The sequence below is a fragment of the Paracoccus indicus genome (assembly GCF_003056335.1).
GTDB lineage: Bacteria > Pseudomonadota > Alphaproteobacteria > Rhodobacterales > Rhodobacteraceae > Paracoccus > Paracoccus indicus.
This window is the reverse complement of record NZ_PYWA01000004.1, coordinates 324,302-350,155: the sequence shown is the minus strand read 5'-3', so window position 1 is coordinate 350,155 and position 25,854 is coordinate 324,302. Positions and strand designations below refer to the sequence as shown.

General features: G+C 65.5%; 29 protein-coding genes, 3 tRNA genes and 1 pseudogene. 23 read left to right on the top strand and 10 right to left on the bottom strand.

Annotated features, from left to right (window positions below):
* Nucleotides 1-143: 143 nt before the first annotated feature.
* Nucleotides 144-479, top strand: a pseudogene (locus DDE75_RS09165) (transposase); the annotation flags it as partial.
* Between the two features lie 544 nt (nt 480-1,023).
* Nucleotides 1,024-1,308, top strand: coding sequence for a hypothetical protein (locus DDE75_RS17500; protein ID WP_211659319.1), 285 nt, complete (start codon nt 1,024-1,026; stop codon nt 1,306-1,308).
* A 51-nt stretch (nt 1,309-1,359) separates the two neighbouring features.
* Here DDE75_RS17500 and DDE75_RS09160 read toward each other — a convergent pair whose 3' ends face one another.
* Nucleotides 1,360-2,529 carry an ABC transporter substrate-binding protein gene (locus DDE75_RS09160; protein WP_108502056.1) on the bottom strand — a complete coding sequence of 390 codons (1,170 nt, stop codon included), beginning with the start codon at nt 2,527-2,529 and terminating at the stop codon, nt 1,360-1,362.
* A 189-nt stretch (nt 2,530-2,718) separates the two neighbouring features.
* Here DDE75_RS09160 and DDE75_RS09155 point away from each other — a divergent pair, with 189 nt between their 5' ends.
* Genes DDE75_RS09155 through DDE75_RS09140 form a run of 4 tightly spaced genes read left to right on the top strand, consistent with a single transcriptional unit; the run spans nt 2,719 to nt 6,027 of the window.
* A complete protein-coding gene (locus DDE75_RS09155; RefSeq protein WP_108502055.1) occupies nt 2,719-3,639 on the top strand; it encodes a branched-chain amino acid ABC transporter permease in 921 nt (306 codons plus the stop codon).
* Nucleotides 3,636-4,586, top strand: coding sequence for a branched-chain amino acid ABC transporter permease (locus DDE75_RS09150; protein ID WP_108502054.1), 951 nt, complete (start codon nt 3,636-3,638; stop codon nt 4,584-4,586). Before DDE75_RS09155 ends, DDE75_RS09150 begins: the two co-directional genes overlap by 4 nt.
* Nucleotides 4,583-5,341: an ABC transporter ATP-binding protein gene (locus tag DDE75_RS09145; protein ID WP_108502053.1), complete on the top strand. Its 759-nt coding sequence runs from the start codon at nt 4,583-4,585 to the stop codon at nt 5,339-5,341. Before DDE75_RS09150 ends, DDE75_RS09145 begins: the two co-directional genes overlap by 4 nt.
* Nucleotides 5,341-6,027 (top strand): ABC transporter ATP-binding protein, encoded by a 687-nt coding sequence (locus DDE75_RS09140; protein ID WP_108502052.1) that lies wholly within the window; start codon nt 5,341-5,343, stop codon nt 6,025-6,027. Before DDE75_RS09145 ends, DDE75_RS09140 begins: the two co-directional genes overlap by 1 nt.
* Here DDE75_RS09140 and DDE75_RS09135 read toward each other — a convergent pair.
* From DDE75_RS09135 to purM, 3 genes are all read right to left on the bottom strand, one after another.
* On the bottom strand, nt 6,002-6,295 hold the full coding sequence (locus DDE75_RS09135; RefSeq protein ID WP_108502051.1) for a hypothetical protein: 294 nt from the start codon (nt 6,293-6,295) through the stop codon (nt 6,002-6,004). The genes DDE75_RS09140 and DDE75_RS09135 overlap by 26 nt on opposite strands.
* A gap of 72 nt (nt 6,296-6,367) precedes the next feature.
* Nucleotides 6,368-6,961, bottom strand: coding sequence for a phosphoribosylglycinamide formyltransferase (gene purN, locus DDE75_RS09130; protein WP_108502050.1), 594 nt, complete (start codon nt 6,959-6,961; stop codon nt 6,368-6,370).
* Nucleotides 6,958-7,998 carry a phosphoribosylformylglycinamidine cyclo-ligase gene (gene purM, locus DDE75_RS09125; RefSeq protein ID WP_108502049.1) on the bottom strand — a complete coding sequence of 347 codons (1,041 nt, stop codon included), beginning with the start codon at nt 7,996-7,998 and terminating at the stop codon, nt 6,958-6,960. The genes purN and purM overlap by 4 nt, the downstream gene beginning before the upstream one ends.
* Nucleotides 7,999-8,107: 109 nt before the next feature.
* Between purM and DDE75_RS09120 the strand changes: the two genes are divergently transcribed.
* Nucleotides 8,108-8,184 (top strand) — tRNA-Ile (locus DDE75_RS09120).
* Nucleotides 8,185-8,333: 149 nt separating this feature from the next.
* Here the strand turns inward: DDE75_RS09120 and DDE75_RS09115 are convergent.
* Nucleotides 8,334-8,409 (bottom strand) — tRNA-Lys (locus DDE75_RS09115).
* A gap of 70 nt (nt 8,410-8,479) precedes the next feature.
* Nucleotides 8,480-8,555: transfer RNA gene (locus DDE75_RS09110), tRNA-Lys, on the bottom strand.
* A 119-nt stretch (nt 8,556-8,674) separates the two neighbouring features.
* Here DDE75_RS09110 and dapF point away from each other — a divergent pair.
* From dapF to dxs, 6 genes are read left to right on the top strand one after another with little or no spacing between them, the layout of a single operon-like run.
* Nucleotides 8,675-9,478: a diaminopimelate epimerase gene (dapF, locus tag DDE75_RS09105; protein ID WP_245894673.1), complete on the top strand. Its 804-nt coding sequence runs from the start codon at nt 8,675-8,677 to the stop codon at nt 9,476-9,478.
* Entirely contained in the window at nt 9,475-10,728 is a 1,254-nt protein-coding gene (mtaB, locus tag DDE75_RS09100) for a tRNA (N(6)-L-threonylcarbamoyladenosine(37)-C(2))-methylthiotransferase MtaB (RefSeq protein WP_108502047.1), read from the top strand. Before dapF ends, mtaB begins: the two co-directional genes overlap by 4 nt.
* Before the next feature lie 59 nt (nt 10,729-10,787).
* Nucleotides 10,788-11,708 carry a histone deacetylase family protein gene (locus tag DDE75_RS09095; RefSeq protein WP_108502046.1) on the top strand — a complete coding sequence of 307 codons (921 nt, stop codon included), beginning with the start codon at nt 10,788-10,790 and terminating at the stop codon, nt 11,706-11,708.
* A complete protein-coding gene (locus DDE75_RS09090) occupies nt 11,705-11,941 on the top strand; it encodes an exodeoxyribonuclease VII small subunit (RefSeq protein ID WP_108502045.1) in 237 nt (78 codons plus the stop codon). The genes DDE75_RS09095 and DDE75_RS09090 overlap by 4 nt, the downstream gene beginning before the upstream one ends.
* Nucleotides 11,942-11,955: 14 nt before the next feature.
* Nucleotides 11,956-12,819, top strand: a complete 864-nt coding sequence (locus DDE75_RS09085) for a polyprenyl synthetase family protein (protein WP_108502101.1) — start codon at nt 11,956-11,958, stop codon at nt 12,817-12,819.
* 29 nt (nt 12,820-12,848) lie between these two features.
* On the top strand, nt 12,849-14,765 hold the full coding sequence (gene dxs, locus DDE75_RS09080; RefSeq protein ID WP_108502044.1) for a 1-deoxy-D-xylulose-5-phosphate synthase: 1,917 nt from the start codon (nt 12,849-12,851) through the stop codon (nt 14,763-14,765).
* A 3-nt stretch (nt 14,766-14,768) separates the two neighbouring features.
* Here dxs and fliP read toward each other — a convergent pair whose 3' ends face one another.
* Genes fliP through fliF form a run of 4 tightly spaced genes read right to left on the bottom strand, consistent with a single transcriptional unit; the run spans nt 14,769 to nt 17,873 of the window.
* The gene (gene fliP / locus DDE75_RS09075) at nt 14,769-15,464 is read right to left on the bottom strand and encodes a flagellar type III secretion system pore protein FliP (RefSeq protein WP_418304181.1); all 696 of its coding nucleotides are present in this window, start codon (nt 15,462-15,464) and stop codon (nt 14,769-14,771) included.
* Nucleotides 15,464-15,721: a FliM/FliN family flagellar motor switch protein gene (locus DDE75_RS09070; RefSeq protein ID WP_108502042.1), complete on the bottom strand. Its 258-nt coding sequence runs from the start codon at nt 15,719-15,721 to the stop codon at nt 15,464-15,466. Before DDE75_RS09070 ends, fliP begins: the two co-directional genes overlap by 1 nt.
* Complete coding sequence (locus DDE75_RS09065) at nt 15,709-16,272, bottom strand: hypothetical protein (protein WP_162798961.1); 564 nt, start codon at nt 16,270-16,272, stop codon at nt 15,709-15,711. Before DDE75_RS09065 ends, DDE75_RS09070 begins: the two co-directional genes overlap by 13 nt.
* Before the next feature lie 8 nt (nt 16,273-16,280).
* The gene (fliF, locus tag DDE75_RS09060) at nt 16,281-17,873 is read right to left on the bottom strand and encodes a flagellar basal-body MS-ring/collar protein FliF (protein ID WP_108502040.1); all 1,593 of its coding nucleotides are present in this window, start codon (nt 17,871-17,873) and stop codon (nt 16,281-16,283) included.
* A gap of 117 nt (nt 17,874-17,990) precedes the next feature.
* On the opposite strand from fliF, the gene DDE75_RS09055 reads away from it, so the two are divergent.
* From DDE75_RS09055 to bioB, 10 genes are all read left to right on the top strand, one after another.
* On the top strand, nt 17,991-18,455 hold the full coding sequence (locus tag DDE75_RS09055; RefSeq protein WP_108502039.1) for a flagellar basal body-associated FliL family protein: 465 nt from the start codon (nt 17,991-17,993) through the stop codon (nt 18,453-18,455).
* On the top strand, nt 18,452-18,802 hold the full coding sequence (locus DDE75_RS17255) for a hypothetical protein (protein ID WP_162798960.1): 351 nt from the start codon (nt 18,452-18,454) through the stop codon (nt 18,800-18,802). The genes DDE75_RS09055 and DDE75_RS17255 overlap by 4 nt, the downstream gene beginning before the upstream one ends.
* Nucleotides 18,795-19,337, top strand: coding sequence for a MotE family protein (locus tag DDE75_RS09050; RefSeq protein ID WP_162798959.1), 543 nt, complete (start codon nt 18,795-18,797; stop codon nt 19,335-19,337). The genes DDE75_RS17255 and DDE75_RS09050 overlap by 8 nt, the downstream gene beginning before the upstream one ends.
* A 10-nt stretch (nt 19,338-19,347) precedes the next feature.
* On the top strand, nt 19,348-20,214 hold the full coding sequence (gene motA, locus DDE75_RS09045) for a flagellar motor stator protein MotA (RefSeq protein ID WP_108502037.1): 867 nt from the start codon (nt 19,348-19,350) through the stop codon (nt 20,212-20,214).
* A 32-nt stretch (nt 20,215-20,246) separates the two neighbouring features.
* Nucleotides 20,247-20,468 carry a hypothetical protein gene (locus tag DDE75_RS09040; RefSeq protein WP_211659318.1) on the top strand — a complete coding sequence of 74 codons (222 nt, stop codon included), beginning with the start codon at nt 20,247-20,249 and terminating at the stop codon, nt 20,466-20,468.
* Nucleotides 20,465-22,540, top strand: coding sequence for a flagellar biosynthesis protein FlhA (locus DDE75_RS09035; protein ID WP_108502035.1), 2,076 nt, complete (start codon nt 20,465-20,467; stop codon nt 22,538-22,540). Before DDE75_RS09040 ends, DDE75_RS09035 begins: the two co-directional genes overlap by 4 nt.
* Complete coding sequence (locus DDE75_RS09030) at nt 22,540-23,295, top strand: flagellar biosynthetic protein FliR (RefSeq protein ID WP_108502034.1); 756 nt, start codon at nt 22,540-22,542, stop codon at nt 23,293-23,295. The genes DDE75_RS09035 and DDE75_RS09030 overlap by 1 nt, the downstream gene beginning before the upstream one ends.
* A complete protein-coding gene (flhB, locus tag DDE75_RS09025; RefSeq protein WP_108502033.1) occupies nt 23,292-24,350 on the top strand; it encodes a flagellar type III secretion system protein FlhB in 1,059 nt (352 codons plus the stop codon). Before DDE75_RS09030 ends, flhB begins: the two co-directional genes overlap by 4 nt.
* Nucleotides 24,344-24,715, top strand: coding sequence for a hypothetical protein (locus tag DDE75_RS09020; protein WP_108502032.1), 372 nt, complete (start codon nt 24,344-24,346; stop codon nt 24,713-24,715). The genes flhB and DDE75_RS09020 overlap by 7 nt, the downstream gene beginning before the upstream one ends.
* Before the next feature lie 64 nt (nt 24,716-24,779).
* Entirely contained in the window at nt 24,780-25,817 is a 1,038-nt protein-coding gene (gene bioB, locus DDE75_RS09015; protein WP_108502100.1) for a biotin synthase BioB, read from the top strand.
* Nucleotides 25,818-25,854: the final 37 nt, after the last annotated feature.

Sequence of the window (25,854 nt, the reverse complement as noted above, 5' to 3'; positions counted from 1 at the left end):
CTGGTTCAACAACCGTCGCCTGCTCGAGCCGATCGGGAACATCCCGCCGGCAGAAGCAGAGGCAAACTTCTACGCCACTATGGAAACAGAAGCCGTGGCCGCGTAACTAACCGAAATCAGCCTCCGGTAAACCCGGAGCGGTTCAGACATCGGACTATCTGGGCTTCGATCTGGTCATGGACGACAACCTGGCGGAACCTTGCGTCCTGCTGGCGGATCGCGGCTATGACTCTGACAAGGTTCGCAAAACAATGGAAGCGCGCAACGTTGTGCCGGTCATCCCCATGCGCAAGACCCGCAAGCTCCGTGTCACCGTGGATCGCACCCTCTACCGGCTGCGCAACCTCGTCGAGCGCTGCTTCAACAAGCTGAAGAACGCCCGCCGCGTCGCCACCCGCTACGACAAAACCGCAGAGAGCTTCTTGGGGTTCATCGACATCACCTCGATCCGTCTCTGGCTCCGCCATTTGTCAACATGACCTAGAAAATCGACGTCTCGAACGGACACAAGCCTACCAATCAACAACCTGCTCTTTAGCGAGTTTTTGGATCACACGCGAAGGCTTTCTCTAGTGCGATCTGTCGGAGAGGTCCGGCAAGTGGTCTGGCATCTACCGTCAGTTGCGACATTGAACGTTGTGGAGCTTTGGGGACGTTTATGGTGCCCTGAGCGGAAGCGGGGCGGTGCCGCACGCCCTGTAAATGATCGATAATGAGCGGTTAACGCCATCGGTTCGAATGAACCGGCAAGCGTGGTTCACAATCGCATCATGCGCGGGGGCCAAAAACGAACTCCGCGACAAATCTATGATCGTTAGCGAGCGTCCGATGGGAAAAAGATCCGCTGGATCGGTTTTTGGACGACTTGCTACTCGCCGGCTACGATTCAGTTCTCTGACGATGCCACAGGTTTGCCTATGAAGATAGCAACTACCGCGTGGCAAGCCTCTGACAATCTTGGCTTCGATCTGGTCATGACCGGCAATCTGCCAACACCGAGTGTTCGTTTGGCCGTCTGGAGCCATGAAGCTGGTGACATTCGAAAATCGGTGGGCCGACGCGATGTCTCGCCAGTCATCTCCAAGCGCAACCTATATAAAGCGCATTGCAGTTGACCGGACCTTGTATCAATTCGATGCCGTTTCGAACGGTTGTTTCAACTTACCGAAGAACCCCCGCCGTGTTGTCATCCGTCACGGCAAGACTACGCAAAGTTTCCTTGGCCTCATCGACATCAAATCAATCGGGCTTTGGATCCGCCATCTGTCGATATGGCCCGGTAAAGGCGGGACTTTACGCCTTGAATAGCCCCAAACCCTTGTTCAAGCGCGCCCCCGGCACGTGACCGGGGTGCGAAGGTTACATGGTGCAGTCGGCTGCGTAAGTGTCGGCGTAGTCCTCGAAGATGGTCTTGTCGATCGATGTGGAATAGCGGCCGTCCTCGCGCTTGACGACCTTGGTCAGGTAGAAGTCCTGGATTGGATAATGGTTCGGCCCGAAGGCGAAATCGCCGCGGAGCGAGGTGAAGTCGGCGGCTGCCAGCGCATCACGCAGCGCATCGCGATCCGACAGGTCGCCATCGACCGCTGCAATTGCGCTGTCGATCAACATGGCCGCGTCATAGGCCTGCATTGCATAGACCGCGGGCACGCGGTCGTAGGCCGTGATGAAATCCTCGACGAACTTGCGGCTTTCGGGGGTGTCCATGTCGGGCGCCCAGTTCGATCCACCCGACAGGCCGACGGCGGCATCCTGCTGCGCGGGCAGGGTCGTTTCATCGACGGTGAAGGCCGACAGGAAGGGCGTCCCGGTCATCCCCGCCTGGTTGAACTGCTTGACCAGGTTGACCCCCATGCCGCCCGGCATGAAGGCATAGATGGCATCGGGCTGCATCGCCGCAATCTGTGCCAGCTCGGCCGAGAAATCCAGCTGACCAAGAGGCACCATGATCTCTCCGGCGATGCCGTTGGTATAGGAATGCTTGAAGCCCGCCAGCGCGTCCTTGCCCGCCTGATAGTTCGGTGCCAGCAGGAAGACGTTCTGGAAGCCCTGATCCTGCGCGTATTTCCCCGACACCTCGTGCATCTGGTCGTTCTGATAGGAGGTTACGAACAGGTCGGGATTGCATTCCGACCCGGCCAGGTTCGACGTTCCGGCATTGGTCGAGATCAGGAAGGCCCCGCCTTCGGTCACCGGCCCCACGATGGCGTTGACGATGTTCGAGAAGACTGGCCCGACGACAAAATCGACGTCCTTGCTCTCGACCAGCTCGCGGGCGCGGCTGACGGCAATGTCTGGCTTCTGTTCATCATCGACGATGATGACTTCGACCGGCTTGCCGCCCAGCTTGTTGTCCAGCGCCTCCATGGCAAGCAGGAAGCCGTCGCGGGAATGTTCGCCCAGCACCGCCGCCGGACCGCTGAGCGTATAGACCAACCCCACGCGCACCACGTCGTCATCGGCATGGGCCATGGGGGCGGCACCCGCCAGAATGCCGGTCGCCAGAAGCGCGGATTTCAGATGTGTCATTCTACCTCCTTGCAGCCTTGTGGGCGGCCGCTTGTTGAACGTCGTGCCATCGATCCGCGCGGGCGCGAACCGGGCCGCGCGAAGAACTAACCATGCCACCACGATGGCCGGACATTAAAAACGTTGCAATAAAATCCTTCATGCTTGAAACATATTGCCAGGCGATCACGACCGGGGGGCCGACACCGCATGAGCAATCTTCTGCTGCTTCAGGTCCTGAACGGGGCGCAATTCGGGATCCTGCTGTTTCTGGTGGCTGCCGGGCTGACCCTGGTCTTCGGCATCATGGATTTCATCAATCTGGCGCATGGCGTGCTCTACATGGTGGGGGCCTATCTGATGGCCAGCCTGTCGATGCTGACCGGCAGCTTCTGGTGGGGGCTGCTGCTGACGCTGCCTGCGACCATGCTGGTCGGGCTGGTGCTGGAGGTCGCGATCTTTCGCAGGCTCTATGACCGTCCGCATCTGGATCAGGTGTTGGCGACATTCGCGCTGGTGATGATCCTGTCCGAGGGCGTCAAGATCATCTGGGGCGCCGCACCCCTGAACGTATCCATGCCCAACCTGCTGTCGGGGTCGATCCCGCTGGCGGGGCCAATCCGTTTCCCCGTCTATCGGTTGGCGATCATCGCGGCGGGGTTGGCCACGGCCTTCGGGCTGTGGTTCGTGATCGGGCGCACGCGCATCGGCATGCTGCTGCGGGCGGGGGCGCATGACCGGGCGATGGTCTCGGCCCTTGGGGTCGATATCGGGCGGCTGTTCATGCTGGTCTTTGCCTTCGGGGCGATGCTGGCTGGGTTCGCGGGGGCGATGGTATCGCCGATCCTGTCGGTCGATCCCGGCATGGGTGACCAGATCCTGATCCTGGGCTTCGTGGTCATCGTCATTGGCGGGGTGGGGTCCATCCGCGGGGCCTTCGTCGCATCGCTGCTGGTGGGCATCATCGATACGGTCGGGCGCATCTTCGGCCCCATCGTCCTGAAGATGGTGCTGGAGCTGGATGCGGCAACCCAAGCGGGCCGGACGGTCGCGCCGATGCTGGTCTATATCCTGATGGCGGCGATCCTCTGCTGGCGGCCCAACGGCCTGTTCGGAAGGACCAGCGCATGATGTCGCGCCGCGGGATGGCCGCGCTGATCATCTTTGCCCTGCTGGCTGTCACGCCACCGGTGCTGATATTCATGGGGCAGGGGTTCTTCGCCTCGGTCGTGACGCGGATGATGATCTATGCCATCGCGGCGCTGTCGCTGGACCTGATCCTGGGATACGGGGCGCTGGTATCCTTCGGGCATGCCGCGTTTTTGGGGATCGGGGCCTATGCCGTGCTGATGCTGAACAGCCTTGGAGTCACTGATATCGCCGCCCAGTTCGGCGCGGCGGCGGTGGCGGCGGCGGTCTTCGCGGCCATCACCGGCACCATCGCGCTGCGCACGCGCGGAGTCTATTTCATCATGATCACCTTGGCCTTCGGGCAGATGCTCTATTTCTTCCTGATCTCGCTGTCGGTCTTTGGCGGCGATGACGGGGCCAGCCTGCCTGCGCGCTCCACCATCATGGGGCAAGGCTGGCTGGATCACGATCTGGCGCTGTTCTATCTGGTGCTGGGCATCCTGGCCCTGTGTTTCTTGGGCCTGACGCGCCTGACAATGTCGCGCTTTGGCCGTGTCCTGATCGGCACGCGCGAGGATGCGCTGCGCATGCAGGCCATCGGGTTTCGCATCCTGCCCTATCAGCTGACGGCCTATGTCATCTCGGCCATGATATGTTCGGTGGCGGGGGTGCTGCTGGCGAACCAGCTTGAATATGTCTCGCCGCAGCTGGCCAGCTGGCAACGATCGGGCGAGCTGATCATCATGGTCGTCCTCGGCGGCATCGGCAGCTTGACGGGCGCCATGACCGGCGCGCTGTTCACCATCGGGCTGGAGGAGGGGATGGCGCGAATATCGGAACACTGGAAGCTGTACTTCGGTCTACTGCTGCTGGCCGTGGTGCTGTTTTCACCGGGCGGGCTGGCGACGCTTGCCGCGCGGATCACCGGAAAGGGGCGTCCGGAATGAGCGACGTGCTTCTGCAGGTCCGGGGATTGCGAAAGTCCTATGGTGCGCTGGCGGTGACAGACGACGTCTCGTTGGATGTACAGGCCGGACAGGTCCATGCCATCATCGGTCCCAACGGGGCGGGCAAGACGACGCTGATCGCCCAGCTGTCGGGCCAGCTGTCCCCCGATGCGGGGCGGGTCGTCTATGACGGGAACGACATCACCCATCTGGACATGCCGGGGCGCGTGCGGCGCGGGCTGGCGCGATCCTTCCAGCTGACGCGCATCCTGCCGCAGCTGAGCGTGCTGGAGAACGTGGCCATCGCCGTGCAGGCGCGTTCGGGCTCGTCCTTCCGCTTCTGGCGTGGGGCCGCATCCGAGGCTGCCTTGAACGATCAGGCGATGGAATGCCTGTCCGAGGTGGGGCTGGCCCAGAAGGCGCATCTGCCCGCGCGCCTGATCTCTCATGGCGAAAAGCGCCAGCTGGAACTGGCTGTGGCGCTGGCCACGCGTCCGCGCCTGCTGCTGCTGGACGAACCGCTGGCGGGCACCGGTCCGGACGAGGCCGCGATGCTGGTCGATCTGCTGGCGCGCCTGCGGTCGCGGGTGACGATGATGCTGATCGAACACGACATGGGCGCGGTCTTCCAGCTGGCTGATCGGGTTTCGGTGCTGGTCTATGGCCGGATCGTGGCCAGCGGCACGCCCGATGCCATCCGCGACGACCCGGCCGTGCGCACCGCCTATCTGGGCGAAGAAGAGGGAACCCCCTGATGCTGCTGGTTCAGGATCTTCAGGCCGCCTATGGCGACAGCAAGGTGTTGTTCGGCATGTCGCTGGCGGTCGAACGCGGTCAGGTGGTGACCCTGCTGGGCCGCAACGGCATGGGCAAGACGACCACCGTGCGCTCGATCTTCGGCCTGCTGAAGCCGCGTGGCGGGCGCGTCAGCATCGACGGCGTGGACGTGACGGGGGCCGCGCCGAACCGCATCGCGCGGCTTGGCTTGGGCCTGGTCCCCGAAGGGCGGCTGATCTTTCCGAACCTCAGCGTGCAGGAAAATCTGCAGGCGACGGCGCGGGCGGGCAAATGGGACCTGGCCCGCATCTATGCGATGTTCCCGCGCCTGCAGGAACGCGCGCGCAACATGGGCAACCAGCTCTCGGGGGGCGAACAGCAGATGCTGGCCATCGGGCGGGCGCTGATGACCAACCCCGAACTGATCGTCCTGGACGAGGCGACCGAGGGGCTGGCCCCCTTGATCCGCGAACAGATCTGGGACTGCCTGATCCACCTGAAATCCGAAGGCGAGGCGATTCTGGTGATCGACAAGAACGTCGAGGCCCTGGCCCGCTTTGCCGACCGCCATTACATCGTCGAGAAGGGCCGGGTGGTCTGGGACGGCTCGACGGACGATCTGCGGTCGGCCCCGCAGGTCAAGGACCGCTTTCTGGGCGTTTGACCGAATCGGGGCTGGCGTTCAATTCCAGCTCGTCGATATGCTTACATCCGATCTGAAGGTCATCCGACGCGAAAACGCCGTTCATCGTCAGCGTTTCCTTGTCGCCGAGCATGCCGCTGGTGGTCTGGCTGTCCTCATCGGCGGAAACGGTGATCTGGGGCGGATCCTCGGGGTCGAGTTCGGTGCGGAAGGCCAGCTTGTCCTCGGACGCGTTGAAACCGTCCGACCCTTCACCGCCCGTCCGCAGGATCGATACGGGCAGCGTCATTCGGGAACGCCGAGCGATCAGCAGATTTGTCCGGATTCGCATCGCGGGCCCCGCAAACGGGCGATGGACGCGTCAACCTTGCAACAGGACGGGACTGGTATCGCCTGCCGCGAACTTGCGCAGCACCGCCGGATAGAGCCGGTGTTCCTGGACCAGCACGCGGGCGGCCAGGCTGTCGGGGGTGTCCTCGGGCATGACCGGCACGCGGGCCTGCCCCAGCAGCGGGCCGTCGTCCAGAACAGGCGTGACCAGGTGGACGGTGGCGCCGGCCTCGGTGTCGCGGGCCTCGATGGCGCGGGCGTGGGTGTGCAGCCCCGGGTATTTGGGCAGCAGCGAGGGATGGATGTTCAGCATCCGCCCCTGAAACCGCGCGACGAAATCGGGCGTCAGGATGCGCATGAAGCCCGCAAGGCAGATGATGTCGGGATCGGCGGCCAGCAGCGGCTCCAGCAGCGCGGCCTCGAAGCCCGCGCGGTCGCGGGGAAAGTCGCGGTGATCGACGGCGGCGGTCGGAATGCCCAGTTCGGCGGCGCGGGCCAGCCCCGCCGCCGAAGGGTCGTTCGACGCGACCAGAACAGGCCGCGCCGGATGGTCGCCGGTCATGTCCTGGGCCAGCCGCAGCATGTTCGAGCCGCCCCCCGAGATCAGGATGGCGACGCGTTTCATGCAAGCGTGCCCGAATAGCGCATGCCCGCGCCTTCCGTGACGGTCCCGAGGCGATGGACGGTCTCGCCCTCCTGCGTCAGCAGTTCGGTCAGTGCATCGGCACGGTCGGCGGCGACGGTCAGGATCATGCCAATGCCACTGTTGAAGGTCTTGAGCATCTCGGCCTGATCGATGCCGCCTGCTTCGGCCAGCCAAGTGAAGACGGGCGGCAGGGTCCATGCGGTCAGGTCGATGTCGGCGCCCAGATCCTTGGGCAGGACGCGGGGCAGGTTTTCGGTCAGGCCACCGCCGGTGATATGGGCCAGCGCATGCACGCCACCCGCGCGGACCGCAGCCAGCGCCGAGGTGACATAGAGCCGCGTCGGCACCAGCAGGTCCTGACCCAGGGTGCCCTCACCGAAGGGGGATGCGTCGTTCCAGCCGAGGCCCGCGCGTTCGGCGACCTTGCGCACCAGCGAATAGCCGTTGGAATGCACCCCGTCCGAGCGCAGGCCCAGCAGCACGTCGCCGGCAACCACGCCCGCAGGCAGCGCCGTGCCGCGCTGCATCGCGCCGACGGCAAAGCCCGCCAGGTCGAAGTCGCCGTCATGATACATGCCGGGCATTTCCGCCGTCTCTCCGCCGATCAGGGCGCAATTGGCGGCCTTGCAGCCGCGCGCGATGCTTTCGATGACGCGGGCGCCTTCGTCCACCGACAGCTTGCCGGTGGCGAAATAATCCAGGAAGAACAGAGGCTCGGCACCTTGGCAGACCAGGTCGTTGACGCACATGGCGACCAGGTCCTGACCGATGCCGTCCAGATGGCCGGTGTCGATGGCGATGCGCAGCTTGGTGCCGACGCCATCGGTCGCCGCCACCAGAACCGGATCGTCAAATCCCGCTGCGCGCGGATCGAACAGCGCGCCGAAACCGCCCAAGGCATCCATGACCCCCGACCGTTTCGTGGCGGCCGCAGCCGGTTTGATGCGTTCGACCAAGGCGTTGCCCGCGTCGATATCGACGCCTGCATCGCGATAGCTGATCCCGTTCTGTGTCATGGCGGCCCCCGGCTGATGTCGGCTTCCCGATAACGGAACAGCGCAGATCAAGCAACGCCCAAGCGCTTGACCACCCGCCAAGGCCGCATTACGCAGAGCGTGCTGCAGGGGGCCTGTAGCTCAATTGGTTAGAGCAGGGCGCTCATAACGCCTTGGTTGCGGGTTCAAGTCCTGCCGGGCCTACCATTCCCCCCTTCAAATTGCGGATGCCGTGATCCTGCCTGCAAGGGCGCCCGGGGGGGGAACATGGGTTTCTGAAAGCAAGGGGCCGCATCAAACGGCGCGCCCGCAGGCCGCCGCGATTCGCCGGATCATTCATGTCGGAAGGAATTCAGTGGTGAGCCCAACAGGATTCGAACCTGTGACCCACTGATTAAAAGTCAGTTGCTCTACCAACTGAGCTATGGGCCCACACTTGAAGTTTCATAGAGGTGCCTGACCGGAGGGTCAAGGCATCCATCTGAAACTATAGGAATTTCAGTGGTGAGCCCAACAGGATTCGAACCTGTGACCCACTGATTAAAAGTCAGTTGCTCTACCAACTGAGCTATGGGCCCAACACGAGGCGGTTACTAGGAGGGGTGGCTGGTGGCGTCAAGCAGAAAAAACTGGATGCTGGCAAATTCATTTCACCGGGACTATATCGCGCGCCATGACGCATGCATCCCCGACCGGAATGCCCTTCCTGAAAATGCACGGGCTGGGCAACGACTTCACAGTGATCGACTTGCGCGGCGGGATGGCACGTCCCGACGCGGGCCTTGTCGCGCGCATCGCCGACCGCCATCGCGGTGTCGGCTTCGACCAGCTGGCAGCCATCGAGGACTGCGAGGATGCCGATGCGCGCCTGGTGTTCTGGAACGCCGACGGCTCGCTCAGTGCGGCTTGCGGCAATGCCACGCGCTGCATCGCGCGGCTGCTGATGGACGAAACCGGCAAGACGGCGCTGAAGCTGCGCACGGATCACGGCATGCTGCTGGCCGAGGATGCCGGGGGCGGCATGACGCGGGTGAACATGGGCCCGCCGGTGCTGGACTGGCAGGCGATCCCCTTGGCGCGCGATGTCGATATCGACCATCTGCCGATCGACGGCGATCCGGTGGCAACCGGCATGGGTAATCCGCATATCACCTTTTTCGTGTCGGACGCGCAGGCGGTCGATCTGGACCGCTTCGGTCCTGCCCATGAACATCACCCGCTCTACCCGCAGCGCACCAATGTCGAGGTCGTGCAGGTTCTGTCCGACAGCGAAATCCTGCTGCGCATCTGGGAACGTGGCACCGGCCCGACGCTGGCATCGGGGTCCTGTTCCTGTGCGGCGGTCGTGGCAGCCGCGCGGCGCGGGCTGACGGGGCGACGCGTCACGGTCAATGTGCCGGGCGGGCAGCTGCTGATCGACTGGCGCGATGACGGCGTCTGGATGGAGGGGCCGACGGCCCTCGTCTTTCGCGGCACCCTGACCCCCGAGTGGCTGTCATGAGCGCGCCCGTCTTTTCGACCCTCGGCTGTCGCCTGAACGCCTATGATACCGAGGCCATGCGCGAGATGGCCGATGCCGCCGGTCTGTCCGAGGCCGTCGTCGTCAACACCTGCGCCGTCACCGCCGAGGCCGTCCGCAAGGCCCGCCAAGAAATCCGTCGCCTGTCACGCGAAAACCCCGGCGTGCCTGTCATCGTGACCGGATGCGCGGCCCAGACCGAGCCCGAGACCTTCGCCTCGATGCCAGAGGTCACGAAGGTGATCGGCAATCACGAAAAGATGCAGCCTCAGACATGGGCCGACCTGCGCGCGCCCGACCTGATCGGCGAGACCGAAAAAGTGCTGGTCGACGACATCATGTCGGTGCAGGAAACCGCCGGTCACCTGATCGACGGCTTCGGGCGTCACCGCGCCTATGTGCAGGTCCAGAACGGCTGCGACCACCGCTGCACCTTCTGCATCATCCCCTTCGGGCGCGGCAATTCGCGGTCGGTCCCTGCGGGCGTCGTGGTCGAACAGATCAAGCGCCTTGTCGGCCGTGGCTTCAACGAGGTCGTGCTGACCGGCGTCGATCTGACCAGCTGGGGCGGCGATCTGCCCGGCACGCCGCGTCTGGGCGATCTGGTGATGCGCATCCTGCGGCTGGTGCCGGACCTGCCGCGCCTGCGCATCAGCAGCATCGATTCGATCGAGGCGGATGAGAACCTGATGCTGGCCATCGCGACGGAACCGCGGCTGATGCCGCATTTGCACCTGTCGTTGCAGGCGGGTGACGACATGGTGCTGAAGCGCATGAAGCGCCGCCACCTGCGCGACGATGCCATCGCGTTTTGCGAAGAGGCCCGCCGTCTGCGCCCCGACATGGTCTTCGGCGCCGACATCATCGCCGGTTTCCCCACCGAGACCGACGAGATGTTTGCCAACTCCGTCAAGCTGGTCAGCGACTGCGACCTGACCTTCCTGCATGTCTTCCCCTATTCCGCGCGGCAGGGCACGCCCGCGGCGCGGATGCCCGCCGTCAAGGGGCCGGTGATCCGCGACCGCGCCGCGCAACTGCGTGCGGCGGGCGACGCGGCGCTGCGCCGCCATCTGGACGCGCAGATCGGCAAGACCCACCGCGTGCTGACCGAAGGCCCCCGCCTTGGCCGGACCGAGCAGTTCACCGAGGTGACGTTCCAGACCGACCAGCCCGAAGGCACGCTGATGGATCTGACCATCAAGGGGCATGACGGGCAGCGCCTGACCGTTTGAACCCCGCTTGCGGCGGGCAGCACCTGCCCCTAGCTTTGCGGGCAGGGCAAGGGGACATCATGGCACGCACCATTCTTTACACGCATGCATCGGCGGCGGGGCATCAGACGCCCCCCGGCCATGCCGAACAGGCCGCCCGTCATCAGGCGGTGCTGGACGCGCTGGCCGATCTTGATCTGGACCGGCGCGAGGCCCCGTTGGGAGCGGATGCCGACGTGCTGCGCTGCCATCCGGCGGCCTATCTGCAGGACCTGCGGGAACGCACGCCGCGCAGCAGGACGGTGATGCTGGACGCCGACACCCATCTGTCGCCCGGTGGCCTGACGGCGGCGCTGCATGCCGTCGGCGGGGTCTGCGCGGCCGTCGATGCAGTGCTGCAGGACGGCGGCAACGCCTTCGTGGCCATGCGCCCCCCCGGCCATCACGCCGAAACCGAAACGCCCATGGGCTTCTGCCTGCTGGGCACGGCGGCCATCGCGGCCAAGCGCGCGCTGGACCATCACGGGCTGGACCGCGTGGCGGTGCTGGATTTCGATGTTCATCACGGCAATGGCACGCAGGACCTGTTGTGGAACGATGCGCGTGCGTTTTTTGCCTCGAGCCACCAGATGCCGCTTTATCCGGGGACGGGGGCCGCGTCGGAAACCGGCGCGCATGGGCAGATGGTGAACGCGCCCCTGCCGCCCGAATCGGACGGGGCGCTGGCCCGCGCGGTCTGGGACGACATCCTTGCGAAGGCCCGCGCGCATGATCCGCAGCTGGTGATCATTTCGGCGGGGTTCGACGCCCATGCCGCCGACCCCTTGGCGCAGCTGAACTGGGACGAGGATGATTTCACCGCCATCACCCGCGCCATCTGCGACATGGCGGCAGCCTGCGGGGCCCCGGTGGTATCCTGCCTTGAAGGTGGCTATGATCTGGACGCTCTGGGACGCGCCGCGCGTGCCCATGTCCAAGTGCTGATGGAGACCGCAGAATGAGCGATATCAAGACCCTGTCCTTCGAGGATGCCATGCGGGAACTGGAAGCGACCGTCGGCAAGCTGGAAACCGGCGAGGCCACGCTGGAGGAATCGATCGCGCTCTACGAACGGGGCGCCGCCCTGCGCGCGCATTGCGAAACCCGCCTGCGCGAGGCCGAGGAGCGGGTCGAAAAGATCACCCTGGCCGCCAATGGCCAGCCGACGGGGACCACGCCGGCCGAGGGTCTGTGATGCTGGCCGATCCCATGCAGGCGCGGCTGGCGCAGGTGCAGGACATGGTGCAGGCCGAACTGGCCCGTGCCATCGGTGCCCTGCCGCCCGGCGATCTGCGCGATGCGATGGGTTATGCCGTACGGGGCGGCAAGGGGCTGCGCGGATTTCTGGTCATGGAATCGGCCCGCCTGCACGGCGTCTCCGACGATGCCGCCCTGCCTGCCGCGGCAGCGGTCGAGGCCCTGCACGCCTATAGCCTGGTCCATGACGACCTGCCCGCGATGGACGACGACGACCTCCGTCGCGGCCAACCGACCGCGCATGTGAAATGGTCCGAGGCCACCGCGATTCTGGCGGGCGATGCGCTGCAGACGCTGGCCTTCGACCTGCTGACCGACGACCGCATCGGTGCAGCGCCCTCGCGTCTGCGGCTGGTTGCGGCCTTGGCGCAGGCTGCGGGCGCGCGGGGCATGGTCTGGGGGCAGGCGCTGGATATTGCTGCCGAAACCGCCGGAACGCCCCTGGATCTGGAGGCGATCACCCGACTGCAGGGCGGCAAGACCGGCGCGCTGATCCGCTTTGCCGCCACCGCCGGTCCCCTGATCGCGGGCGATGATCCGGCCGCGCTGGATCGCTATGCCGACGCCTTGGGTCTGGCCTTCCAGATCGCCGACGACATTCTGGACGTGACCGGATCGGAAGCCGTGACCGGCAAGCGCGTCGGCAAGGATGCCGATGCGGGCAAGGCCACCTTCGTGTCCCTCATGGGACTGGAGGCTGCCAAGGCCGAAGCGCGACGACTTGTCACCGCAGGCGTCGATGCGCTGACCGGCTATGGTGAGGCCGCCGGAAACTTGCGCCTGCTGGCGCATTTCGTTATCGAGCGCGACACCTGAACGCCGCCCGCCCCGGAGGAGGGCCAGCCATGACAGACCACCCCAAGACTCCGCTGCTGGACAGGATCACGCTTCCGTCCGACCTGAAATCATTCGACGACCACGACCTGCGGCTGGTGGCCGACGAGCTGCGGTCGGAAACCATCAGCGCGGTCAGCGTGACGGGCGGCCATCTGGGCGCCGGTCTGGGCGTCGTGGAGCTGACCGTGGCGCTGCATGCGGTCTTCGACACGCCGCGCGACAAGATCATCTGGGACGTCGGGCACCAGTGCTATCCGCACAAGATCCTGACCGGACGCCGCGACCGCATCCGCACGCTGCGCACGGGCGGCGGTCTTGCCGGTTTCACCAAGCGCGCCGAAAGCGAATACGACCCTTTCGGGGCGGGGCATTCCTCGACCTCGATCTCGGCGGCCCTGGGTTTCGCCACTGCGCGGGACCTGGGCGGCGATCCGGGCGATGCCATCGCCGTCATCGGCGACGGCGCCATGAGCGCGGGCATGGCCTATGAGGCGCTGAACAACGCCGGTCATGAAGGCCGCCGCCTGTTCGTCATCCTGAACGACAACGAAATGTCGATCGCGCCGCCGGTGGGGGCGATGTCGTCGTATCTGACGCGGCTTTACGCGGGCGGTCCGTTCCAAGAGCTTAAGGCCGCCGCCAAGGGCGCGGTCGGTTTCCTGCCCGACGCCTTCCAGGAAGGCGCCCGCCGCGCCAAGGAAATGCTGAAGGGCATGACCGTCGGCGGCACCCTGTTCGAGGAGCTGGGCTTTTCCTACATCGGCCCCGTCGACGGGCATGACATGGAACAGCTTCTGCCGCTGATGCGGACGCTGAAGGCGCGGGCCACGGGTCCGGTCCTGATCCATGTCGTGACCAAGAAGGGCAAGGGTTATGCCCCCGCCGAGGATGCGGCCGACCGTGGTCACGCGCGTGGCCGCTTCGACGTCGTGACGGGCGAACAGGCCAAGGCGAAATCGAACGCCCCCAGCTATACCGCCGTCTTCGCCAAGGCGCTGATCGACGAGGCCGGCCGCGACGACCGCATCCTTGGCGTCACCGCCGCCATGCCCGACGGCACCGGGTTGAAGCAGTTCGCCGAACGTTTCCCGCGCCGTTGTTTCGACGTGGGCATTGCCGAACAGCATGCCGTGACGTTCAGTGCGGGACTGGCGGCAGGCGGCATGAAGCCTTTCTGCGCGATCTATTCGACCTTCCTGCAGCGCGGCTACGACCAGGTCGTGCATGACGTCGCGGTCCAGAACCTACCGGTGCGCTTTGCCATCGACCGCGCGGGGCTGGTCGGACAGGACGGCCCGACCCATGCAGGCGCCTATGACATCGCGTTCCTGGCCAACCTGCCGGGCTTCACCGTCATGGCCGCCGCCGACGAGGCCGAGCTGGCCCACATGGTCGCCACCGCCGCCGCCCATGACAGCGGCCCCATCGCCTTCCGCTTTCCGCGCGGCGAAGGCACGGGCGTCGAAATGCCCGAGCGTGGACAGATCCTGCCCATCGGCAAGGGCCGGATGATCACCCAAGGCAAGACCGTCGCCATCCTGTCCTTCGGCACCCGCCTGTCCGAGGTGATGACTGCGTGTGAGGCACTCTCGGCCCGTGGCATCACGCCCACCGTGGCGGATGCGCGTTTCGCCAAGCCGCTGGACCGCGACCTGATCCTGCAACTGGCCCGCGACCACGAGGCGCTGATCACCATCGAGGAAGGCGCCGTTGGCGGTTTCGGCAGCCATGTCGCGCAGCTTCTGGCCGAGGAAGGTGTCTTTGACAGTGGGTTGAAGTTCCGGTCCATGGTGCTGCCGGACGAATTCGTCGATCATGATGCCCCGCGTGCGATGTATGACACCAGCGCGCTGAATGCCGAACATATCGAGGCGAAGGTTCTCTCGGTTCTTGGCATCGACGATCTGGACGCCCGCCGCGCCTGAGGTTCAGGCGTAGCTGCGCACCAGCGCCCCCGCGATCATCGTCCAGCCGTCGACGACGACAAAGAAAGCCAGCTTGAAGGGCAGGGACACCACCACCGGTGGCACCATCATCATGCCCATCGACATCAAGACGGCCGAGACGACCAGGTCGATGATCAGGAAGGGCAGGGCGATCAGGAAGCCGATCTCGAAGGCGCGCTGGATCTCGGACAGCATGAAGGACGGGATCAGCACCGACAGGCGGTCGGCGGCTCCGCCCGCGCCGGGGGCGATCTCGGCCATGGCCGCCAAGGTGTCGGGGTCGGTGCGGGCGGACATGAAGCCCTGAAAGGGGATGATGCCGCGCTGGAACGCCTGCGCGATATCGATCCGGCCCTGCTGCAGGGGCAGGCCGGCGGTCTGCCAGGCCTCGCGCAGGACGGGGTCCATGATGAACCAGGTCAGAAAGATCGACAGGCTGACGATCAGCATGTTCGGCGGCGATTGCTGCAAACCGATGGCCTGGCGCAGGATCGACAGCACCGTCACGATGAAGGGGAACGCTGTTACCATGATGGCGATGCCGGGTGCCAGCGACAGGCCGGTCAGGGCCAGCACCAGCAGCACGGCATTGTCCCCCAGACCCGCACCAAGTGCATCGCCCAACCCCTGCGCCAGCGCCGCATGGGGCAGCAGCGCCAAGACAATCGCAAGCCGGATCACACGGCCCCCGTCGCGCCCAGAACCCGCACGCAGAGGCGATCCTCGGCGCTGCCGTCGCTGGTCAGTTCGCCGCGGGCGATGACCTTGTCGCCGACGCAGATCTCGACCCCGTCCTCGATGGCCTGATCCAGAACCAGCACGTCGTCGGTGCGCAGCGCCGAGAGTTGCGCGACCGTCTGGCGGGTGCGGCCAAGGCGGATGGTGACCTCGACCTGGATGTTGTCGGTGTCGATCAGATGCATCAGTGAGTCCATGTCGTATCCTCCTCGGTGATTTCGGAGATCAGGGCGCGGATGTCGCCGGTGATGGTTTCGGGGTCCAGGGTGATGCGGCCCCCTTCAAGGGTGACGGTGATCGTGTCGGTCGCGGCGGGGGCGACGGCGATCGACTGCAGGCCGGTCTGCGTCAGGCAGCGTTCGACCATGTCGCGCATCCGGTCGCTGCAGGTGATCTGGGCGATCAGCGGCGTGGTTTCCTGCGCCAGCCGTTCCAACTCTTGCACCAGCGCCTTTTCCAGCCGACTCGAGGCATGCGGCGGGGCCATCAGGTCGATGATCTGCGTCAGGATCGGGCCAAGGGCGGCGACGGCCTCGGACCGCAGCCGGGCGCGGCGGGTCTCGTCATCGGCCATGGTGCGGGCCAGCTGGGTCAGCGCGGCATCCAGCGCGCGCAGCTGGTCGTCCTGGGACTTCAGCGTCGCCTCTTCGGCGCCTTCGGCAAAGGCGCGATCCAGGTCGGCCTGAGTGAAGATCATCGGTGGGGCGTGATCCACCGGGGCGTTGGAAAAGGATTCCAGTTTGAACATGGCCAGGGTCACTTCGCGGTCTCCTTGTTGTCGATCCAGCCCGAGAGGATCTTGGCGCTTTCGTCATGCCGTTCCTTCATCATGGACTTCAGGCGGGCGACGGGATCGCCGGGGGGCAGGGACAGGGGGTGGGACGCAGGATCGGGGCGTTCGTCGGTCAGGGCCGGCGTGGGCGTGCGGGGGGCGACGGGTTCGTCGTCGATCGTGCCGGTCAGCGCGGGCGCCAGTGTGGCGGCATTGGGCGGCGGCAGGCTGTCGTCCAGCATCGGCAGGGGGGCCGTGCGGTTGCGCATGATCGGGCGCAGCAGCAGCAGGATGACCGCCAGGGCGAAGAAACCGATCAGCGCGATCTTGATCAGGTCGTTCACCGCCAGACGGTCCATGAAGCCCGGCGCGGCAAGGCTGCCGTCCTGCGTCAGATCCGCGAAGGCCAGCGATTTGACCGTCAGCTGATCGCCGCGCGCCTCGTCGAAGCCCACGGCCGAGGCGACCAGCTCGCGCAGGACCTGCAGTTCCGCGTCCGATCGCGGCACTAGCGTCGTCTGGCCGTCGGCGTCGGTCTGGGGAATGCCGTTCACTAGCACGGCCACTGTCATGCGGCGGGTCGAACCGGGCTGGCGGGACACCTCGCGGGTGGTGCGGCTGACCTCGTAATTCGTCTGCTGGCGGTTTTCGGAACGCGCGCTTTGCGTCTGGTCGCCCGGCTGCTCCTCGGCGTCGGGCAGGTTCGAGGCCGCGGTCACCGCACCCGATCCGGTCGAATTACTGGTATCGGTCGTCTCCTCGGTCACGGTCGAGATCATGGCCCGCTGCTCGGGGTCGAAGCGCTGTTCGGTCAGCAGTTCGGTGTCGGTGACCAGATCCAGGTTCAGCTCGACGATGGCATTACCGATGCCGACATGAGGTTCGAGGATGCGCTCGACGTTACGCTTCATCTCGGCGGCGCGGTCGGCGCCGGTCTGGTCGTCATCGGTGGCGACGATGCCGTTCTTGCTGTCGATGACGGTGACGCGGTCGGGCGACATGCCCGGCACGCCCGACGAGACCAGGTATTTCAGCGCCGCCGCCTGTTCGCGGGTGATGGCGCCGCCCGCCGTCGTCAGCGTGACCGATGCGCTGCCGTTCTGGTCGCGCCTGTATCCGCGACCGGTCTCAATGGCCAGATGCACGCGGGCGGTCCGCACGTTCGGCAGGGCCAGGATGGTGCGGGCCAACTCGCCTTCCTTCGCCCGCCAATAGGCCGCGTCGAACATCTGCGAGGTGGTGCCAAAACCCGACATGCCGTCCAGCAGCTCATATCCGGTGCTGCCCGCGGCTGGCAGCCCCTGCGCCGCCAGGTCCATCCGCAGACGGTCGCGCTGATCGGCATCGACCCAGATCGCATCGCCGCGCACCTCGTAGGGGACGCCGGCGCGTTCGATGCCGGCGATCACCTCGCCGGCCTGCGCGCTGTCCAGACCGCCATAGATCAGCGCCATGCTGGTTCGGCTGGCGAACCATCCGAAGCCCGCGATGACCAGAAAGGCGGCCAGGAAAGCACCACCAAGGATCATCCGCTGCGCGGACGTTCGCTCGTTCCAGTAATCCTGCAGTTTTTGCAAAACCGTTCCTTTCGAATCATCGCTTCAGTGTCGTCGTGACCCTGATTGACATGGCCCACGTTAAGATTCGGTTAGTCGCGTTCTGATATTTCGGTCTGGTCAGGACGGAGAATCACGATGAGCGAGAACGCCGAAACCAAGCCCCGCAGGAAAGGGATGCTGATCCCGATCGCGGCGACGCTGATCCTTGGGGGCGCGGGGTTCGCATCGACCTATCTGGGGCTGTGGTCGCCCGCTGCCATGCTGTCGGCCCCCGCCGAGGCCAAGGTCGCCCATCCCGCATCACAGGCCGAATTCGTCGATATTCCCACGATCGAGATCATCATCCCCGGCGGGCGCGCCCGCAGCCTGATCCTGTCGGCGACCATCGAAAGCGACACCACCCATAAATCGCAGGTTCGGCATCTGATGCCGCGCGTCTCGGATGCCTTCACGACCTTCCTCTCGGACGTGGACCCCTCGGCCTATGAAAAGCGCGGCGTGCTGGAAATCATCCGGACCGAGCTGGTCGCACGCACCCGGCTGGTGCTGGGCGAAGAAGCCGTCAAGGACCTGCTGATCACGGAGTTCAGATTCAAATGACCACAGACCACCTGTTGCAGGCCCTTCTGCTGATCGCTTGCCTGGGCCTTGCCTTCTTCTGCATCACGCTGACCCGCCGCCTGCGCAAGCTGAACGATCTGGAAAGCGGCCTGGGCGGCGCCATTGCCGTCATGGCCGCCGAGGTCGACCGCCTGGAACGCGCCATCCGCGCGGCAAGGGACGAGGCAACCTCGGCCAGCGAGCTGCTGGCGGATGAGATCGAGACCGCCCGCCGTGAACGCGCCATCTGGGATCTGCGTCAGCGGATCGGGTTGGCTGCGGATGCCGCGCCGAAACCGTCGACCTCGCGTCGTCTGCGCAAGCGCGCCGAGGTGTCAGATGTCTAGGGCCGTCCTGCCGGTTCTGGCCGTGCTGTTCGCCCTGCCCGCGGGGGCGATGATCTGGAAGGGGCAGGACTTTGCCCAGGTCTTTCAGGCCGTCGCGGGACCGACCGATCTGCTGGAGGGCTGCACCGACGTTCCCGAGGCCGTGTCCCTGGCCGAGGAACTGCGCGACCGTGCGCTGCGGATCGAACGCTATATGCAGGCGCTGGATCAGCGGAAGGCCGATCTGGATGCGGCCGAGGCGACCCTGCGCACCCGGCTGGGCGAACTGCAGGCCAGCAAGGGGGCCATCAAGGCCAGCCGGACCGGATCGACCGAGGCCGTGCGCAGCGACATCGACCGCCTGATCGCGCTCTACGATCAGATGAAGCCCGCCGAGGCGGCCGCGATCCTGACCAATCTTCCCTCGGATTTCGCGGCCGAGATCCTGATGCGCGTCCAGCCCGAGGCAGGCGCCCGCATCATCGCCGCCGTCGAGCCTCGCCAGGCCGCCCTGCTGACCGCCCAGATGGGCGCCCGCAGCGTCCGCAAACCATAAGGAATCACAGATGTTCGGTTTCGTCGGAATCATCGTCACCATGGTCATGGTCTTTGGCGGCTATCTGCTGGCGGGGGGCAAGATGGGCGTCATCACCCATGCCCTGCCGTTCGAGATGATGATGATCATGGGGGCCGCCATCGGCGCCTATCTGCTGTCGAACGACAGCCACACGCTGAAGGCGACGGTGGGCGGGCTGATGCGCGCCTTCAAGGGGCCGAAATGGACGGCGCAGGATCATCAGGACGTGCTGTGCCTGATGTTCCAGCTGCTGAAGATCGCCCGCGAAAACCCCGTCGCGCTGGAACAGCATATCGAGACGCCCGCGGAATCGCCAATCTTTGCAGCCTATCCGCGCCTACAAGCCGATCACAACGTCGTCTCGCTGATCGCGGACACGCTGCGCTCGGCCAGCCTGAACTATGACGACCCCTATCAGGTCGAGGACATGCTGACCCGCCGCATCGCCACCATGAAGGAGGAGGAGATGCACGTCCCCCACGCCCTGCAGAACATGGCCGATGCGCTGCCCGCCCTGGGCATCGTCGCCGCCGTTCTGGGGGTGATCAAGACCATGAGCTCGATCGACCAGCCGCCCTCGGTTCTGGGCAAGATGATCGGTGGCGCGCTTGTGGGGACCTTCCTGGGGGTGTTCCTGTCCTATGGTTTCGTCGCGCCCCTGGCCAACCGCCTTGGCGGCGTCGTCAAGCAGGACATGGGTTTTTATGACGTGATCAAATCGGTGCTGGTCGCCGGTCTGCACCAGCACGCCACGCCCCTTTGCGTCGAGGTCGGTCGCCAATCGGTGCCCGAACATGTCCGCCCCAGCTTCGACACGCTGGAAGGCGCGCTGCGCGAACTGAAGAAGGCCGTGTGATGGGGATCGGGGCGATGTTTCTGGCGGTCGCAATGACAACGGCGCCCGCGACATTCGATCAGTTCGCTGCCGATGCGAACGGCTGGCTGCTGTCGGGACGGGGGCTGCCGCGCGACTATCGCGTGACGCTGATGCAGATGGACAGCGCCGACCGGATCAGCGCCATTGCCTATCTGCGCCGCATCGGCCTGCTGACCGACAGCCCATGGTCGCTTGACGACCTGCTGCGCCCCGCAAAGGAGCCCGCCCGATGATCCCCACCAAACCCCGCAAGATCCTGGATGCGCCCTTGCTGATCACCGGCGGGTTGGTGCTGGCCGTGATCTCGCTGGTGATCCCGCTGCCTGCGAGCGTGCTGGATTTCGGTATCGCGGTCTCGATCGCCATGGCGACGCTGGTGCTGGTCATGGCCTCGCTGGTCGATAAGCCCACGGATTTTCAGGCCTTTCCGGTGCTGCTGCTGGTCAGCCTGGTCATCCGCCTGTCGCTGAACGTGTCCTCGACCCGGCTGATCCTGACCGAAGGCCAGAACGGCAAGGAGGCCGCGGGCCATGTCATCAACGGCTTTGCCGATTTCGTGGCGGGGGGCTCGATCCTGGTGGGGATCACGGTCTTTGCGGTGATCTCGGTCGTGAACTTCATGGTCATCACGAAAGGCTCGGGGCGCATGGCCGAGGTTGCGGCGCGTTTCGCGCTGGATTCGCTGCCGGGCAAGCAGCTGGCCATCGACGGCGACCTGAACGCGGGCGCCATCGACCACCACGAAGCCAAGCGCCGTCGCATCCGCGAACAGACCGAGATCAGCTTTTTCGGATCGCTGGACGGGGCCTCGAAATTCGTCAAGGGCGATGCAGTGGCGGGCATCGTCATCACGCTGATCAACCTGATGATCGGTCTGACCGTCGGGATCGTCGTCCATGGCATGCCCCTGTCCGAAGCTGCCGCGACCTATTCGCACCTGACGATCGGCGACGGTCTGGTCAGCCAGATCCCCGCGCTGATCACATCGATGGCGGCGGCGCTGCTGCTGTCGCGCGGGGGGGCGACGGATACGACCGCCGACCTGCTGTCGGCCGAATTCACCCGCAGCTGGCAGCCCGCCGCCATGGTCGCCGCCGCGATGGTGGTGATCTCATTCGTGCCGGGCATGCCGCAGATGCTGTTCCTGGGCATCGCGGCGGCCTTGGCCTTCATGGCGTGGCGCATCGCCAACAGGCCCGAGAAGCCCGTCGAAGCCGCGGATGCCCCCGCGACCGAAACCGCCCCCGCCGCCCGCATCGGCGACGTGCTGGATACCGATGACGTCAGCGTCGAGATCGGCTCGGACCTGATCCTTGTCGCGCTGGATCAGGCACGCGGACTGGGCAGTCGCATCAGCAACCTGCGCATCCATATCGCCCGCAGCTTCGGCATGGTGCTGCCCGACGTGCGCATCACCGATACCGACGATCTGCCACCGAGCGACTACCAGATCCGCATTCAGGGCGTGGTGCGCGGCCGGGGCACGCTGCATCCGTCGCAGGTGCTGGCGCTTGGGCCGGATGCTGTCTTGGCCGATCTGCGCGGCACCAGCGTGCGCGAACCGGTCTATTCCAGCCCCGCCCGCTGGATCGCCCCCGAGGATCAGGAGGATGCATCCGTCATGGGCGCCACCGTCGTCACCCCGATGGAGGTTCTTTCCACCCATCTGATGGAGGTGGTGAAATCGAACCTGCCCGCTCTGCTGACCCTTGGCGCCATGCAGCGCCAGATCGAGGAGTTGAAGACCCTGTCCGACACCGCCCGCGCTGAACGCAACCGCAAGTATTTCGACAGCATGATCCCCGAAAAGGTCACGCCCGAAACCCTGCTGGCCATCCTGCGCGCGCTGCTGGAGGAACGGATCTCGATCCGCAACCTGCCGCTGATCATCGATGCCATCTGCGAATTCCGCCACGTCGAGTCACCCGAGATGATCTATGAGCTGGTCCGAAAGCGCCTGCGCGGTCAGATCACCCAGCAATATTCCGACGATGCTGGCCGCATCGCCGCCCTGCAGCTGCACCCCGCGTGGGAGGCCGAGTTCGTCCGCGCCGATGCAGAAACCGGGCGGGCAGGCGGCGGAGCGATGACGCCCGACATGTCCAAGCGCCTTCTGGAAGCGGCCCGCAAGGCGGTGTCGCTGGCCGAACCCGTGGCGCGCACCGTCATCGTCGCCCCCGACCACCGCCGCCGGATGATCCGCGCAGTTCTGGGCGCGAACGGCATGTCCGTTCCGGTGCTGGGTCTGGAAGAGGTCGACCCCGCCGCCGAACTGCGGCTGCTTGGCACGATCGAGGCCGCGTGATGTGGCAGCAGTTGCAGGCCATCTTTCCGGGCTTGGACTGGTCGCTTGTGCTGGTCTATACCCGCGTTCAGGCCTGCGTCTTGATCCTGCCGGGCTTGGGAGAGCGTGTCATCCAGGCCCGCGTCAAGGTCGCCATCGCGCTGGCCATCACGCCGCTTCTGGGCGGGCTGGTTCCGCTGGCAAACATACCTGACCGGCCCATGGCCCTGATCGGCCAGATCGCCCCCGAGGTTCTGCTGGGCTTTGCCACAGGCACCATGCTGCGCCTGATGGCACTGGCCATCGACATCGCCACCACGGCCATCGCCGCCACCGCATCCCTGTCCCAGATCATGGGCATCCAGAACGAGGCCGCGCCCCATCCCATCGGCAACCTCTTCCACCTTGCGGGCATCGCGATCCTGATGGCGCTCGGCCTGCCCGCCATGCTGATCGACCTGATCGCCGACAGCCTGCGCGCCTGGCCCCCTGCGCAATGGCCCGATCCCGCCGTGCTGGCCAGGGGCATCGTCACCGTCGTCGCCGACAGCTTTCTGCTGGCAATGATGCTGGCCGCGCCCTTCACGCTTGGCGGCTTCCTGTTTCAGGCGCTGACGGGCGTGATCAACCGGGTGATGCCTGCGCTGCCCGTCGTCTTCATCGGCGCGCCCGCCGCAATCTTTCTGGCGCTGATGGGGCTGGCGGTGCTGTCGCCCATGTTGATCGCGCTCTGGGCCGATGCCGTCTTGTCCTTCATGCTGCCGGTCGCACCATGAGCGATGACAGCGACGACAAGCAATTCGAGGCCAGCGAACAGAAGCTGACCCAGGCCCGCGAAAAGGGCGACATACCCCGATCGACCGAGCTGAACGCCGCGACCATGTATCTGGGGGCTTTCTTGGCCTTCTCGGTGGCGGCGGGTTTTGCCGTGCGGCAGTGGCTGGCCATGGCCTCGCGCGCCCTGGGGTCCGAAGGGTGGTCCGATGATGTCACGGCCACCGCGCGCGACATGGCCGCCTATGCGGGAATTTCGGCGGTCGGTCTGGCCGCGCTGCTGGTGGCCGCGATCCTGCTGGGGCTGATCGCCACGCGCGGGCTGATCTTTTCGCCTGAAAAGCTGGCCCCCGACATCAAGCGCATCAACCCGCTGAAGAACGCTGGCCAGAAGTTCGGGGCGAATGGGATGGTCACCTTCGGCATCTCGCTTGGGAAGGCGGGGCTGGTCTGCGCGGGGGGCTGGTTCCTGTTCGCCAGCCTTCTGGACCGGATCGCGGGCATGGCGATGTCGGGCGCGCAATGGACGACCGCCTTGGGGACCATCATGGGGCAGGTTCTGATGCTGGCGCTGATCGTCTCGATTCTGTTCACCGTTCCGGACATCTTGTGGAAATGGTTCGACCATCGCCGCAAGAACCGCATGAGCCGCAAGGAAATGCAGGATGAACACAAGGAATCCGAGGGCGACCCGCACCTGAAGGCCGCCCGCCGCCAGCGCGCCGTGGATATTGCCATGCAGCAGATGCTGACCGATGTGGGCAAGGCCGATGTGGTCATCGTGAACCCCACTCATTACGCCGTCGCCCTGCAATGGAAGCGCGGATCGGGGCGCGCGCCCGTCTGCGTGGCCAAGGGCACCGATGAGGTCGCCGCCCGCATCCGCGCCAAGGCCCGTGAAAACGCCGTGCCCATCTGGTCCGACCCGCCCTGCGCCCGCGCGATCCACGCGCAGGTCAAGATCGGGCATGAGATCGGCCATGACCATTTCGCCGCCGTCGCCGCCGCGATCCGCTTTGCCGAAAAGATGCGTCAGAAGGCGAAGGCGGGATGGTAGATCGCATCAGGCAACTGGCTCAGCTGGAGGCTCTGGCCCGCATTCGCGCCGAACGGCAGCTGAAATCCTTTGCCGCCTTCGCCTCGCATATGACGGCGGCCCATCAGCATGCCGAAACGCTGCGCAATGCACTGGCGCAAAGCTATGCCAGCGTGGCGCCCCTGACCATTTCCGAAGCACGCGCCGCGAATGCACAGGCCGGGCGGGCGGCGCGCGAACTGCATCATGCCGACCGTGAAATGCAGCAGTTGCAGCCCAAGTTCGAGGCCGCGCGCAAGGTCGCCGCAACCGAATTCGGCCGTGCCGAGGCGCTTCTTGGGCTGGGCCGCAAGGAGAGGCAATGGCGGGATCGGGAACGGTTCTGAGCCTGCCATTGGACAGCCACCGCATGGAATGCTAGGCAACGGCAAGCACGCCAAGGGGACTGCCATGCTGCACAGTGATCCGAACACCGAAAACCGCCGCAAGATCTGGACCGCCGAGGAGGCCCGTCGCGTCTTTGACCAGCCGCTGATGGATCTGCTGTTCGAAGCCCAGACCGTCCATCGCAAGCACTTCGACCCGAACCGGGTGCAGATGAGCCGCCTTCTGTCGATCAAGACCGGCGGCTGCCCCGAGGATTGTTCCTATTGCAGTCAGTCTGCCCGCCATTCCTCGGGCCTGTCGGCCTCCAAGCTGCTCGAGGTCGAGCGCGTGCTGGCCGAAGCCCGCCGCGCCCGCGACGCGGGTGCCACGCGTTACTGCATGGGGGCCGCCTGGCGCAGCCCCAAGCAGCGCGACATGCCGCAGATCGTCGCGATGATCGAGGGCGTCAAGGCGCTTGGCATGGAAACCTGCATGACGCTTGGCATGCTGGACGCTGATCAGTCCAAGCAACTGGCCGAAGCGGGGCTGGATTACTACAACCACAACATCGACACCTCGGAAGCCTATTACGGCGACGTCATCACGACGCGCACCTTCGCCGACCGGATGGAGACCTTGGCCAACGTCCGCGCCAGCGGCATGAAGGTCTGCTCGGGCGGGATCCTGGGCCTGGGCGAGGGTCAGCAGGACCGCGTCGACATGTTGGTGACGCTGGCCAACCTGGAAGAGGCGCCCGACAGCGTACCGATCAACATGCTGATCCCCGTCGCGGGCACGCCGATGGAAGACGCCGCCCCCGTCGATCCCATCGACTTCGTGCGCACCATCGCCACAGCCCGCATCATGATGCCGACCAGCCACGTCCGCCTGTCGGCAGGCCGCACCGCGATGTCGGATGAAATGCAGGCGATGTGCTTCTTTGCGGGGGCGAACTCGATCTTCGTGGGCGACACGCTGCTGACCAAGGACAACCCCGAGGAAGAGACCGACATGGTGCTTTTCGCCAAGCTGGGGCTGGAACCGATGCGCGCGCATGAGCATCTGCCCGAACCGGCCGAGCCTGCGGCCCCGCGCGACCCCGCCATCCCGATCCTGCGCTGAAGGCCTGCGCTGAAGGTCCGGGGGGGTGATCCCCCGG

What these genes read in the sequence shown, in the direction of transcription:
- DDE75_RS17500 (WP_211659319.1), top strand. Translation starts at nt 1,024, where the DNA reads ATGAAGCTGGTGACATTCGAAAATCGGTGGGCCGACGCGATGTCTCGC.
- DDE75_RS09160 (WP_108502056.1), bottom strand. Translation starts at nt 2,529, where the DNA reads ATGACACATCTGAAATCCGCGCTTCTGGCGACCGGCATTCTGGCGGGT.
- DDE75_RS09155 (WP_108502055.1), top strand. Translation starts at nt 2,719, where the DNA reads ATGAGCAATCTTCTGCTGCTTCAGGTCCTGAACGGGGCGCAATTCGGG.
- DDE75_RS09150 (WP_108502054.1), top strand. Translation starts at nt 3,636, where the DNA reads ATGATGTCGCGCCGCGGGATGGCCGCGCTGATCATCTTTGCCCTGCTG.
- DDE75_RS09145 (WP_108502053.1), top strand. Translation starts at nt 4,583, where the DNA reads ATGAGCGACGTGCTTCTGCAGGTCCGGGGATTGCGAAAGTCCTATGGT.
- DDE75_RS09140 (WP_108502052.1), top strand. Translation starts at nt 5,341, where the DNA reads ATGCTGCTGGTTCAGGATCTTCAGGCCGCCTATGGCGACAGCAAGGTG.
- DDE75_RS09135 (WP_108502051.1), bottom strand. Translation starts at nt 6,295, where the DNA reads ATGACGCTGCCCGTATCGATCCTGCGGACGGGCGGTGAAGGGTCGGAC.
- purN (WP_108502050.1), bottom strand. Translation starts at nt 6,961, where the DNA reads ATGAAACGCGTCGCCATCCTGATCTCGGGGGGCGGCTCGAACATGCTG.
- purM (WP_108502049.1), bottom strand. Translation starts at nt 7,998, where the DNA reads ATGACACAGAACGGGATCAGCTATCGCGATGCAGGCGTCGATATCGAC.
- dapF (WP_245894673.1), top strand. Translation starts at nt 8,675, where the DNA reads ATGCCCTTCCTGAAAATGCACGGGCTGGGCAACGACTTCACAGTGATC.
- mtaB (WP_108502047.1), top strand. Translation starts at nt 9,475, where the DNA reads ATGAGCGCGCCCGTCTTTTCGACCCTCGGCTGTCGCCTGAACGCCTAT.
- DDE75_RS09095 (WP_108502046.1), top strand. Translation starts at nt 10,788, where the DNA reads ATGGCACGCACCATTCTTTACACGCATGCATCGGCGGCGGGGCATCAG.
- DDE75_RS09090 (WP_108502045.1), top strand. Translation starts at nt 11,705, where the DNA reads ATGAGCGATATCAAGACCCTGTCCTTCGAGGATGCCATGCGGGAACTG.
- DDE75_RS09085 (WP_108502101.1), top strand. Translation starts at nt 11,956, where the DNA reads ATGCAGGCGCGGCTGGCGCAGGTGCAGGACATGGTGCAGGCCGAACTG.
- dxs (WP_108502044.1), top strand. Translation starts at nt 12,849, where the DNA reads ATGACAGACCACCCCAAGACTCCGCTGCTGGACAGGATCACGCTTCCG.
- DDE75_RS09070 (WP_108502042.1), bottom strand. Translation starts at nt 15,721, where the DNA reads ATGGACTCACTGATGCATCTGATCGACACCGACAACATCCAGGTCGAG.
- DDE75_RS09065 (WP_162798961.1), bottom strand. Translation starts at nt 16,272, where the DNA reads ATGTTCAAACTGGAATCCTTTTCCAACGCCCCGGTGGATCACGCCCCA.
- DDE75_RS09055 (WP_108502039.1), top strand. Translation starts at nt 17,991, where the DNA reads ATGAGCGAGAACGCCGAAACCAAGCCCCGCAGGAAAGGGATGCTGATC.
- DDE75_RS17255 (WP_162798960.1), top strand. Translation starts at nt 18,452, where the DNA reads ATGACCACAGACCACCTGTTGCAGGCCCTTCTGCTGATCGCTTGCCTG.
- DDE75_RS09050 (WP_162798959.1), top strand. Translation starts at nt 18,795, where the DNA reads ATGTCTAGGGCCGTCCTGCCGGTTCTGGCCGTGCTGTTCGCCCTGCCC.
- motA (WP_108502037.1), top strand. Translation starts at nt 19,348, where the DNA reads ATGTTCGGTTTCGTCGGAATCATCGTCACCATGGTCATGGTCTTTGGC.
- DDE75_RS09040 (WP_211659318.1), top strand. Translation starts at nt 20,247, where the DNA reads ATGACAACGGCGCCCGCGACATTCGATCAGTTCGCTGCCGATGCGAAC.
- DDE75_RS09035 (WP_108502035.1), top strand. Translation starts at nt 20,465, where the DNA reads ATGATCCCCACCAAACCCCGCAAGATCCTGGATGCGCCCTTGCTGATC.
- DDE75_RS09030 (WP_108502034.1), top strand. Translation starts at nt 22,540, where the DNA reads ATGTGGCAGCAGTTGCAGGCCATCTTTCCGGGCTTGGACTGGTCGCTT.
- flhB (WP_108502033.1), top strand. Translation starts at nt 23,292, where the DNA reads ATGAGCGATGACAGCGACGACAAGCAATTCGAGGCCAGCGAACAGAAG.
- DDE75_RS09020 (WP_108502032.1), top strand. Translation starts at nt 24,344, where the DNA reads ATGGTAGATCGCATCAGGCAACTGGCTCAGCTGGAGGCTCTGGCCCGC.
- bioB (WP_108502100.1), top strand. Translation starts at nt 24,780, where the DNA reads ATGCTGCACAGTGATCCGAACACCGAAAACCGCCGCAAGATCTGGACC.